This window comes from Paenarthrobacter sp. CCNWLY172, assembly GCF_037402035.1.
In the GTDB taxonomy this organism is placed as follows: domain Bacteria; phylum Actinomycetota; class Actinomycetes; order Actinomycetales; family Micrococcaceae; genus Arthrobacter.
Map to the genome: position 1 here is coordinate 181,179 of NZ_JBBEGB010000003.1, position 10,812 is coordinate 191,990.

The 10,812-nt window shown below is 63.0% G+C and carries 10 protein-coding genes; 2 read left to right on the forward strand and 8 right to left on the reverse strand.

Going from position 1 to position 10,812, the window contains the following annotated elements:
- Positions 1 to 23: 23 nt before the first annotated feature.
- From rsgA to WBN73_RS05670, 3 genes are read right to left on the reverse strand one after another with little or no spacing between them, the layout of a single operon-like run.
- Positions 24 to 1,139, reverse strand: a complete 1,116-nt coding sequence (gene rsgA / locus WBN73_RS05660) for a ribosome small subunit-dependent GTPase A (protein ID WP_337339724.1) — start codon at positions 1,137 to 1,139, stop codon at positions 24 to 26.
- Between the two features lie 2 nt (positions 1,140 to 1,141).
- Complete coding sequence (aroA, locus tag WBN73_RS05665) at positions 1,142 to 2,512, reverse strand: 3-phosphoshikimate 1-carboxyvinyltransferase (RefSeq protein WP_280623110.1); 1,371 nt, start codon at positions 2,510 to 2,512, stop codon at positions 1,142 to 1,144.
- Positions 2,513 to 2,518: 6 nt separating this feature from the next.
- On the reverse strand, positions 2,519 to 3,034 hold the full coding sequence (locus WBN73_RS05670) for a DoxX family membrane protein (RefSeq protein WP_207593935.1): 516 nt from the start codon (positions 3,032 to 3,034) through the stop codon (positions 2,519 to 2,521).
- Between the two features lie 181 nt (positions 3,035 to 3,215).
- On the opposite strand from WBN73_RS05670, the gene WBN73_RS05675 reads away from it, so the two are divergent.
- Complete coding sequence (locus WBN73_RS05675; RefSeq protein WP_089597498.1) at positions 3,216 to 4,010, forward strand: sigma-70 family RNA polymerase sigma factor; 795 nt, start codon at positions 3,216 to 3,218, stop codon at positions 4,008 to 4,010.
- Positions 4,007 to 4,267: a mycothiol system anti-sigma-R factor gene (gene rsrA / locus WBN73_RS05680; RefSeq protein ID WP_159707456.1), complete on the forward strand. Its 261-nt coding sequence runs from the start codon at positions 4,007 to 4,009 to the stop codon at positions 4,265 to 4,267. Before WBN73_RS05675 ends, rsrA begins: the two co-directional genes overlap by 4 nt.
- 87 nt (positions 4,268 to 4,354) lie before the next feature.
- Here rsrA and WBN73_RS21430 read toward each other — a convergent pair whose 3' ends face one another.
- From WBN73_RS21430 to WBN73_RS05700, 5 genes are all read right to left on the reverse strand, one after another.
- On the reverse strand, positions 4,355 to 4,429 hold the full coding sequence (locus WBN73_RS21430) for a 50S ribosomal protein bL37 (protein WP_369299106.1): 75 nt from the start codon (positions 4,427 to 4,429) through the stop codon (positions 4,355 to 4,357).
- 113 nt (positions 4,430 to 4,542) lie between these two features.
- Positions 4,543 to 5,157, reverse strand: coding sequence for a PadR family transcriptional regulator (locus tag WBN73_RS05685; RefSeq protein ID WP_207593934.1), 615 nt, complete (start codon positions 5,155 to 5,157; stop codon positions 4,543 to 4,545).
- The gene (locus WBN73_RS05690) at positions 5,157 to 6,005 is read right to left on the reverse strand and encodes a DUF4097 family beta strand repeat-containing protein (protein ID WP_337339723.1); all 849 of its coding nucleotides are present in this window, start codon (positions 6,003 to 6,005) and stop codon (positions 5,157 to 5,159) included. Before WBN73_RS05690 ends, WBN73_RS05685 begins: the two co-directional genes overlap by 1 nt.
- 83 nt (positions 6,006 to 6,088) lie before the next feature.
- Positions 6,089 to 6,688: a GDSL-type esterase/lipase family protein gene (locus WBN73_RS05695; protein ID WP_207593932.1), complete on the reverse strand. Its 600-nt coding sequence runs from the start codon at positions 6,686 to 6,688 to the stop codon at positions 6,089 to 6,091.
- 139 nt (positions 6,689 to 6,827) lie between these two features.
- The gene (locus WBN73_RS05700; protein WP_207593931.1) at positions 6,828 to 10,625 is read right to left on the reverse strand and encodes a multifunctional oxoglutarate decarboxylase/oxoglutarate dehydrogenase thiamine pyrophosphate-binding subunit/dihydrolipoyllysine-residue succinyltransferase subunit; all 3,798 of its coding nucleotides are present in this window, start codon (positions 10,623 to 10,625) and stop codon (positions 6,828 to 6,830) included.
- Positions 10,626 to 10,812 lie beyond the last annotated feature (187 nt).

The window sequence follows — 10,812 nt, forward strand, 5'->3', positions numbered from 1 at the left end:
GCGGGGACGTGAAGCCGCAACGATCAGTTGACGGTGCCCAGTTCCTTGGTCTCCTTTGCTTCCATCCGGGGGTCGGCACCGAGCAACCGGCGCAACGAGGCCAACCGCGCTGCTCCTGAAGGTCCTGCATGGCCGTTGTTAACCCACGGATCCAGTCCGCAGTTGATGGCCGTGGCGTCGTGCTTGCATCCCCGCTCACAGGCTTCAGTTCCGGGTTCAAGATCCGGGAAGGAATGCAGAATCCGGTCAGGGTCCACATGGGCCAAGCCAAAGGACCGGATGCCCGGGGTATCGATGATCCAACTGCCGGCCGGGGCGTCGGCGAGTTTCAGGGCCAAAGCGGAGGAGGACGTATGCCGGCCCCGGCCTGTCACGGCGTTAACGCCGCCGGTGGCCCTCTCCGCCCCTGTCAGCGCATTGACCATGGTGGACTTGCCCACGCCCGAGTGGCCGAGCATCACGGTGACCTTGCCCCCGAGGTGGGAGCGCAACTGGGCTACGGCGTCGCGGTCCAACCGTGCGGACAGGCCGTCATCGGAGCGGGCGTCGATGCCGCCTGCTTCGGAGTCCGCCGTGCGGCTGATGATGACGGGGAAGTCCAGGCTGAGGTAGTTGGCAAGCAATTCTGCCGGATCCTTGACGTCCGCCTTGGTGATGAGCAGCAACGGCTCAATGCCGGCGTCGTAGGCTGCCACCAAGGCGCGGTCGATGAATCCCGTGCGCGGTTCAGGGTTGGCGGCTGCAACAACAATGACCAACTGATGGGCGTTGGCCACCACTACGCGTTCGATGGGGTCGGTGTCGTCCGCGCTGCGTCGCAGGAGGGTTCGTCGTTCTTCCACCCGGACCAGCCGCGCCAGCGTGTCCGGCGAACCGGAGACGTCCCCCACCAAAGCGACGAAGTCCCCGGGTACTACCGGGTTACGCCGCAGTTCGCGGGCGCGCGCAGCGATGACGACGCGTGCGTTCGCGGAATCCTCGCCCACAATCGCCCTGTACCGCCCGCGGTCAACGGTGATGATCCGCCCGATGACGGCGTCGTCATGGCTGGGCCTGTCCTTGGTCCGTGGCCTGGACCCTTTTTTGTTGGGTCGGATCCGGACGTCGGATTCGTCCCAGGAGCGTGCATCGCGGCCCATGGTCAGTTTTGTGCCCCATCCGTGCTGGAGATGGTCCCCACCATTCGGGTCCACATTTCCGGGAACTCCGGCATGGTCTTGGACGTGGTGGCGATGTCTTCCACTTGGACGCCTTCCACGGCGAGGCCCAGGATGGCGCCGGCAGTGGCCATGCGGTGGTCGGCATAGCTGTGGACCACTCCGGCGTGCAGAGCCGCGGGGCGGATGATGAGGCCATCGGCGGTCTCTTCGGCGTCACCGCCCAGGGAGTTGATTTCAGCAACGAGTGCCGCAAGCCGGTCCGTTTCATGGCCACGGAGATGGGCAATCCCCGTCAACCGCGAGGGGCCGGCAGCCAGAGCGCACAAGGCGGCAACGGTGGGCGCGAGTTCGCTGGTTTCGTCGAAGTCGGCGCCCTTGATGACCGTTCCGCCGGTCACGGTGAGGGTTCCGTCCTCCATGGTGACGCTGGCTCCCATGGTGGCCAGGATGGTCCGCCACATATCGCCAACCTGGGTGGTGCCTTCCGGCCAATTGGTGACCCGTACTGTGCCCTGTGTTGCCAAGGCTGCGGCCAGGAAGGGGCCGGCGTTGGAAAGGTCCTGCTCGATCCTCTGGTCAAAGGCGTGGATGGGCCCGGGGGAGACCCGCCAGTGGTTGGGTACGGAGTCGTCCACGGTGACGCCCACGCTGCGGAGGACCTCCACGGTCATGGTGATGTGGTCCAGGCTGGGCACAGGCTTGCCGACGTGCTCCAAGTGGAGGCCATCGGTAAAACGGGCGCCGACCAACAGCAGGGCGGACACAAACTGCGATGACGCGCTGGCATCGATCACTAAGTGGCCGCCCCGGACTTCGCCGGTGCCGTCCACCATGAAGGGAAGGGCCGACGGCGTCCTGCCGCCTTCGGCTGCCACGGAAACGCCGAGGGCGGTCAACGCCTCGATGATGGTGCCCATCGGCCTGTTGCGGGCGTGGGGGTCGCCGTCGAAGACGGTAGTTCCCTTGCGCAGGGCCGCCAGCGGAGGTACGAACCGCATGACCGTGCCGGCGAGGCCGCAGTCAATGGCTGTCCCGGCGCTTGGGGCGGCGGGATCCATCGGGGTGATCTCAAGGTCAGGGCCGTAGTCGCCGTCGCCGGGAACCTCCGTGACCGTGGCCCCCAACTGCCGCAAAGCCTGGATCATGAGTGCGGAATCACGGGAATGCAGCGGAGCCCGCAGCCGTGAGGGACCATCCGCCAAAGCCGCCAACACCAGGAAGCGGTTGGTCAACGACTTTGAACCAGGTACCGTCACCGTGGCATCCACGGGCCCTTTGGCGTAGGGCGCCGGCCAGAGAGGCAGCGCAGCGGCTTTGCTTGGTCCGGTATTTGCGGCGGTGGTCCCCGTCATGCTTCCTTATGCTCCAACTGCGTTGTCTACGGCCTTGCGTACTGCTTTGTCTGCCCGCTTGATCTGCTTGCCCGTCACCTTTTTGGCGTCGGCAGCCAAGTGCTCAGCGCGCCAGGCAATGCTGGGGCGTCCCTCGGTATCAACCGAGGCAAGAAGGACCCCGCCTGTCAGGGAAATATTCTTCAGCAACTGGGCCTTGCGTGCGCTCCGCCCTTCCTTGGTGCTGATATCCGCTGATCGCCATTCGACGTAGGAGTTCAACGCCGATGTGACAGCCAGCACCGTTGCGGCAAAACGGGTGAGCTTCCCAAGCCCGAGCAATGCGCCGGCCCCCAACTGGGCGCCTCCAAGGACGCGCGCGAGGGTCTTCTCATCGGCTTTGAAGGGCAGCGATTCCGAGGCCCGTCGAAGGACGGGCGAGAGCTGCTTGGCGGTATCGTCTGCGTTCCTGAGCTTGTCAAGGCCTGCGACGACGAAGCTGGACGCGAGCATGGGCCGCGCGAGAAAACGGATAACAGACATGTCTTGCCTCCTGGATGGCTTGCCACACTATGTCAATGGGTCTTGTGTTCAAGGGGTGCAGTCTGCTCTAGTCTTGCACCTTTGCGGAATATTTACCCACCGGCGGCCGTTGTGAACTAGTGGTGCGGTGGAGACCGGACTGCGGCACGGTGTTGCCGCCTTGGTGAACGGAGTTGATTTTTTGACTTTGGTTAAGGACCGTGTGGTTCTACCGGAGCGCGGGTACGGCACACAGCCGGATTCCCCGCAGCTGACAGTAGACTTGGCAACGATGAGCACCACGGAACCGGCCGCAGCGGCCATGTACCAGGCGGCCGGCGCGGAAGACGCAGTGGCCGCACCCGACGTCGATGTCGCTTCGGAGACTCCCGAGCAGCGGCGTGCGCGTTTCGAGCGCGACGCCATGCAGTATGTGGACCAGTTGTATTCGGCAGCCATGAGGATGGCACGAAACCCTTCGGATGCGGAGGATCTGGTTCAGGAGGCCTATACCAAGGCATTTTCGGCTTTCCACCAGTACAAGCCAGGGACCAACCTCAAAGCGTGGCTGTACCGCATCCTGACCAACACCTATATCAACCTCTACCGGAAGCGGCAGCGTGAGCCGCTGCAGTCCAACTCGGACACGATCGAGGACTGGCAGTTGGCCAAGGCTGAGTCGCATACTTCTGCGGGGTTGAGGTCTGCGGAAACTGAGGCGCTGGACCACTTGCCGGACTCCGACGTCAAGAACGCATTGCAATCCATCCCGGAGGAATTCCGGCTGGCTGTTTACTTCGCGGACGTCGAGGGCTACGCGTACAAGCAGATATCTGAAATTATGAACACTCCCATCGGCACGGTCATGTCACGGTTGCACCGCGGCAGGAAGATGCTGCGGGACATGCTGGCGGACTACGCCACCGAACGGGGCTTCAGGGCCCACACCGAAGACCAGGCCGCGGCCGGAAGCAACAATCAGGAGAAAGAGAAATGAGCGACTGCCAGGGATTGGGCGATTGCGACGATACGCGAATGCAGCGGATCTACGAATACCTCGACGGCGCGTTGACCCGCGAGGACCTCACTGAGATCAAGCAGCACCTGGACACCTGTGAGGAGTGCTCCGAGCAGTATGACCTCGAGTGCCTCATCCGTACCATGGTCAAACGGTCGTGCACCGAGTCAGCCCCGGAGAACCTTAAGAACTCGATTCTGGACAGGATTCACTCCATCAAGCCGGTAGAAGCCTGATCCCAGCGGACGCAAACGCCAAGGGCCCCGGAAACCGCATGGTTTCCGGGGCCCTCGCTCTTAAGCCTGTGACACTAAGCCGCTGGCTTAGGTGTTGGGACGCTTGCCGTGGTTCGCGCCGCCGCGCTTACGGTCACGACGCTTACGTGCACGCTTGCTCATAGCTGGCCTCCTTCAATGATTGATACTCAATAGAGCTGCCCTCCAGTTTCGCACATCCGGGTGCCGGGTCGCGAACCGGGAACGTTGTTGCGCCGGAAGAAGCCAACTCCACGTCAATTGCGCAGCGAGTTCCTGATCGAGATGCGCGCCTGGTCCAGTACCGTACGCACTGTTTCCAGTGCCAAAGGCGTCAGCGGTTGTGAGGCACCGTGCAGGCGCAGCTCCACCCGGATATCGTCCCTGAACGACTGGACCATGAGCTCGGCTTCCTTCACCAGGCGCTGGCCCTCAGGGGTGTAGCCGCCGGGCCGGCTCCGGAAAGGTGCTGAGGTTGCGGTGGTGCGGGCCGCTTCAGCAGTGGCCGCAAGGTCCGCCCGCAGGCCCCGCATATTGGTGCGGATATCTTCGCGCAAGTTGTCGGCGAGCCGCCTGACGGAGGCGGAAATGGTGTTTTCGACGTCGGCCAACTCGTCCCTGCGGCCATCAAGTTCGGCGAGGCCCGCGTCGGTGATGAAGTATTTGGTGCGGCGGCCCTCGGTCTCGGTGGCTACCAAGCCCTCTTCCTCCAGCTTGCCCAGACGCGGATAGATGGTCCCTGCGCTGGGGGAGTACGTCCCGCCAAACCGGTCGCCCAAGGCCTTGATCAATTCATAGCCGTGCTTGGGGCCTGCTTCGAGCAACGCCAACAGGTACAGGCGCAGGGCTCCGTGTGCAAAGACGGGAGGCATCAGAGGCCCGCTTCCCCGGGGATCGGGTGGTTGTTGTCCTGTGCCGGTGCTGACCCGTGCATGATGTAGGTCTTGCCGGAGACCGTGTTGGTGCGCACCAGCATGAGCTTTTCGTCCGGGCCTACAATCGTGTGCACGTTGCTGCCGGGTTGGGCATACATCTGGTCGTCGATCACTACGGTTCCGCTGGCTGACTTGGCCACAATGTCCAGGCCGACGTCGTGGGGAAGCCTGATGGTCAGGTCGCCGGAGACGGAGTTCGCCCCGAGGTCGTTGGTATAGTCCTGGAGATCGAAGCTGAGGTCACCGCTGACAGTGCTGGCCCGGACGTTCTTGAACTTGCCCGAAGCGGTCACTTCGCCTGAGACGCTCTTGGCGGTCAGGACGCCGTCGTGGTTCCTGACGATGACCTCGCCGCTGACGGTGTTCACGTGCAACTCGCCGCTGGTTCCATCTGCCATAACGGAGCCTGAGACGGTGTTCAGGCGTGTCCGTCCGCTGATCCCGGACACCAGGCCGTCGCCGCTGACCGTTCCCGCCTCGACATCCACACCGGGCGGAAGGGCGATGCCGACAACCACTGAGTTGGTACTGGTGTTGTTGACGGTGCCCATCAGGTTGCGAAACCACCCCTGCGGTCCTTGCAGTTGGTGGCGCACTTCCAAACGGCCGTCCACGAGCGTTACCGTGAGGGGGTCGCCGGTGATTTCGCTGATTTCAATGCGGACAGAAGGCTGGTCGTGGGTCATAACGTCAAAGCGGCCCTTGACGATTCCCAGTTTCAGAGAGCGGACATCGTCCACATCAATGGTTTGAGGGCCGGTGACGGTCCATAGTTCCTCAGACATAATCCCTCCAAATTGCGATATATCGCGTTGATAAAATCACGATATATCGCGAATAGCCTGGAGGCAATGGTCTGCTGTCGTGGCTACTCCGGTTGAGCGATGTTAAGCCATTGGAACCAGCCGCGGTGCAGGACGAGCCACGCAATCAATCCGTAGCCGGCCTGGCCCGGTGTTCCCCCATTGGCTGCAAGGTCCGTCCTCCACTGCTCATGATTGAGCAAGGGAGAGAACGTGTCAACGTAGTGGTGGTTGCGCCGCGTGGTGACATCGGCGAAAGCTGTGTTGAGTTCCGCGAGCCGTTTGTTTCGTGCCGGGTCCAGCGTAGGCGGGGGTCCCACCACGAAGACCTCCACGCTGCTGTGCGAGGCTCCGTCGAGGATGTTGGCCAGGTTCAATCGACTGCGCGCCGTGGACAGGCCGAACTCGAGGTCGCGGCCCGAAAGTCCGATCACCAGGCGGTTCTCGTGGGTGTCGCTGAAGCGCCTTCCGGCTTCATCCTGCCACCGGGCGGCCAAGCCCTCAGTGCCTTCCATGGGGCAGGGGAGCGGGAAACTCTCCACTACGACGGCGTCCTGGGGCGTTCGGGCCAGCACTCGTCCGAGCCAGCCCAAGGCGCGGGGATCCCCCAGGCCCGCGAGCAGTTCATCTCCTACAGCTGCGATACGCAGCTTCCTGTCTTCCACGGTTACCTCTTCACACTCGTTACGGTCCTTGCACGGTTTGCCGGATCATCGGCCGGTTCCGGAACCGGATACCTGTCCCATTAAACAGAACTGCCCGGCCTGAGGGGCGCATTCACTCCTCAGACCGGGCAGTTTCGCTTTACTTGCGTTCGAACGCCTGCTTGATCAGGGCATCCTGCTCAGCGGCGTGGCGCTTCATGGAACCGGCAGCCGTGGAGGCCGAGGCCGGACGCGAGACCAAGCGGAGCTTGCGGTCCAGGTCCGGTGCCAGGTTCAGGCCCATGAACGGCCACGGACCCTGGTTGGCAGGTTCGTCCTGTGCCCAAACGATGTCGGCGTTCGGGTACTTGGCCAATTCTGCGTCAATCTCAGCCTTGGGCAGCGGGTAAAGCTGCTCAACGCGGATGATGGCAGTGGAGGTATCGCCGGACTTCTGCCGGTTGGACAGGAGGTCGTAGTACAACCGGCCCGAGACCAGGATGACGCGGTCCACGTTGGCCGGCTGAACCTCGGGATCGGCAATGACCGGCCGGAAGCCACCCGTGGTGAAGTCTTCGACGGCGGATGCGGCGCCCTTGAGGCGGAGCAGCTGCTTCGGCGTGAAGATGATCAACGGCTTGCGCGGACGGCTGTAGGCCTGGCGACGCAACAGGTGGAAGTGCGAGGCAGCGGTGGTGGGGTTGGCCACGATCATGTTGTCCTCGGCGCACATCTGCAGGAAACGCTCAATGCGTGCAGAGGAGTGGTCCGGACCCTGGCCTTCATATCCATGCGGAAGCATGAGCACCAGCGATGAGCGCTGGCCCCACTTCTGTTCAGCCGAGGAAATGAACTCGTCAATGATGGTCTGGGCGCCGTTGACGAAGTCACCGAACTGCGCTTCCCACAGGACCAGGGCATCAGGGCGCTCCACCGAGTAGCCGTATTCGAAGCCCATGGCTGCGTATTCGGACAGCAGGGAGTCGTAGATCCACAGCTTGGCCTGGTCATCGGAAAGGTTGCCCAGCGGCAGCCACTCGTTGCCGTTGGCGCGGTCGTGGAAGACGGCGTGACGCTGCACGAACGTACCGCGGCGGGAGTCCTGTCCGGCCAACCGGACCGGCACACCCTCCATGATCAGCGAGCCAAAGGCCGCGATCTCGCCGAAGCCCCAGTCGATGCCGCCTTCACGGGACATCTGCTCACGCTTCTCCAGCAGCTGCTTCAGCTTGGAGTGGACCGTGAAGCCATCCGGAATTTCCAGGTGCGCCTTGCCGATGCGGGCAAGGGTTTCAGCGGAAATAGCAGTGGACGCCGGGGAGTTGGTCCCGAAGTCGGCCTGCTGGGCGATAGGACGCTCGATGTCCGAGACAGCTGCGGAATCCGCCGTGATGATCGGAATCGGCGAGGTCTGCGCTGCGTGTGTCTCAGCGAAGACACGCTCCAGGCGCTCCTGGTAGTCGCGGAGCAACTGCTCTGCTTCTTCCTCGGTGATATCACCACGGCCGATGAGCGACTCGGTGTACAGCTTGCGGACGGAGCGCTTGGCTTCGATCAGGTTGTACATGAGCGGCTGCGTCATCGAGGGGTCGTCGCCCTCGTTGTGGCCGCGACGGCGGTAGCAGACCATGTCGATGACAACGTCCTTGTGGAAACGCTGACGGAACTCGTAGGCCAGTTGGGCAACACGCACCACGGCCTCGGGGTCGTCGCCGTTCACGTGGAAGACCGGTGCCTGGATCATCTTGGCAACGTCCGTGGAGTACGTGGACGAGCGCGATGACGACGGCGCCGTGGTGAAGCCAACCTGGTTGTTGACGATCACGTGGATGGTGCCGCCGGTGCGGTAACCACGCAGCTGCGAGAGGTTGAGGGTTTCAGCCACAACACCCTGGCCGGCGAATGCGGCGTCACCGTGGACCATGATGGGCAGGACGGGGAACGACTCGCCCTGATCCAGCCTGTCCTGCTTGGCGCGGACAATGCCTTCGAGGACGGAGTCCACAGCTTCGAGGTGGGACGGGTTGGCGGCGAGGTAGACCTTGGTCTGCTTGCCGTTGTCCGAGGTGAAGGTGCCTTCCGTACCGAGGTGGTACTTGACGTCACCGGAGCCCTGCACGGAGCGGGGGTCCTGGGTGCCTTCGAATTCGCGGAAGACCTGTGCGTAGGTCTTGCCGGCGATGTTGGTCAGCACGTTGAGGCGGCCGCGGTGGGCCATGCCGATGGCAACCTCGTCCAGGCCGTCGTCGGCAGCGTCCGAGATCACGGCGTCGAGCAACGGAATCAGCGACTCGCCACCCTCCAGGGAGAAGCGCTTCTGACCAACGAACTTGGTCTGCAGGAACGTTTCGAAAGCTTCTGCTGCGTTGAGCTTGGAAACGATGCGCAGCTGCTCTTCACGGCTCGGCTTGGAGTAGGGGTGCTCCAGCTGGTCCTGGAACCACTTGCGTTCTGCAGGTTCCTGGATGTGCATGTACTCGATGCCCGTGGTGCGGCAGTAGGCGTCACGCAGGACCCCGAGGATGTCGCGGAACTTGAGCTGCGGCTTGCCGCCGAACCCGCCGGTGGGCCATTCGCGGTCCAGGTCCCACAGGGTGAGGCCGTAGGTGAGGACGTCAAGGTCCGGGTGCTTGCGCTGGACGTACTCCAGGGGATCGGTGTCCGCCATCAGGTGACCGCGGACGCGGTAGGAGTGGATCAGCTGCTGGATGCGGGCAACCTTGTTGATCTCGTCGGCAGGATCCACCTGGAGGTCCGGGCTCCAGCGGACGGGTTCGTAGGGAATACGCAGGGCTTCAAAGATCTCGTCATAGAAGTTCTGCGCACCGAGCAGGAGCTGGTGGACAAGCTTGAGGAACTCGCCGCTGCCGGCGCCCTGGATGACTCGGTGGTCATAGGTGGACGTCAGCGTGAGGATCTTGCTGATGGCGTTCTGGGCGATGATCTTCTCGCTGGCGCCCTGGAACTCCGCGGGGTAGTCAAGGGCACCGACGCCGATGATGGCGGCCTGGCCCTTGGAGAGGCGTGGCACGGAGTGCACGGTGCCGATGCCACCGGGGTTGGTCAAGGAGACCGTGGTGCCGGCGTGGTCGTCTGCCGTCAGCTTGCCGTTACGGGCGCGCTTGATCAGGTCCTCATAGGTGTGCCAGAACTCAGCGAAGTCCATGGTCTCGGCCTTCTTGATGTTGGGAACCATCAGGAGGCGGGTGCCATCGGGCTTGGGCATGTCAATGGCGATGCCGAAGTTGACGTGTGCGGGCTGCACAGCACTGGGCTTGCCGTCGATTTCGTCGTAGTAGACGTTCATCGACGGGAACTGGGACAACGCCCGGACAACGGCGTAGCCGATGAGATGCGTAAAGGAGACCTTGCCACCGCGGGCACGGGCAAGGTTGGAGTTGATGACCACCCGGTTGTCAATGAGCAGCTTGGCGGGAACTGCGCGGACACTCGTGGCGGTAGGTACTTCAAGGCTTGTCACCATGTTGGTGGCGATGGCCTTGGCCGGACCCCGGAGGACGGAAACGACATCTTCCTCAGGTGCCGTAGGCGCCTTGGTGCTCTTGGGCAGCTGGGCAGGAATGGGCTGTGCCGTGGTTCCGGCTGCGGGCTTCTTTGCTCCGTCCCGGGCAACGGTGGCCGGTGCTTTTTTCGCCGGGGCGGGTGCCGCCGGTGCAGCCGGTTCCGCGGCAGCGGCAGGAGCGGCCGGCGCCGGTGCCGGAGCCGCTGCAGCCGGGGCTACCACGGGAAGTACTTGGGTGGGTGGATTGGCAGCTGAAGGAGCTGCGGAGTTTCCGTTGGAAGAAGTGCCGTCAGCAGAAGCAAAGGATTCAAAGAGCGGCCACCACTTGGTGTCGACCGAATTCTTGTCCTGTTGGTACCGCTCGTACAGTTCGTCAACGAGCCACTCGTTTCCGCCAAATTCCTCTGGTAGACGGTGGCTGGGCTGCTCTGGCACTTGAAATACGCCTCTTCCATGAGTGTTGTTTTCCCGCTGGCCAAAGTTGCTTTTCCGCAACGATGGGACAGGGTCCGGGTCCCGCGAACTCAGACCCCTGACAGTCTAGTTAGGATCGTTGGTTAACTGCCAATAGTGGTGACCTAAATCATGTTGCGGCTGACTTAGTAGGGTGACACTCCTTTTT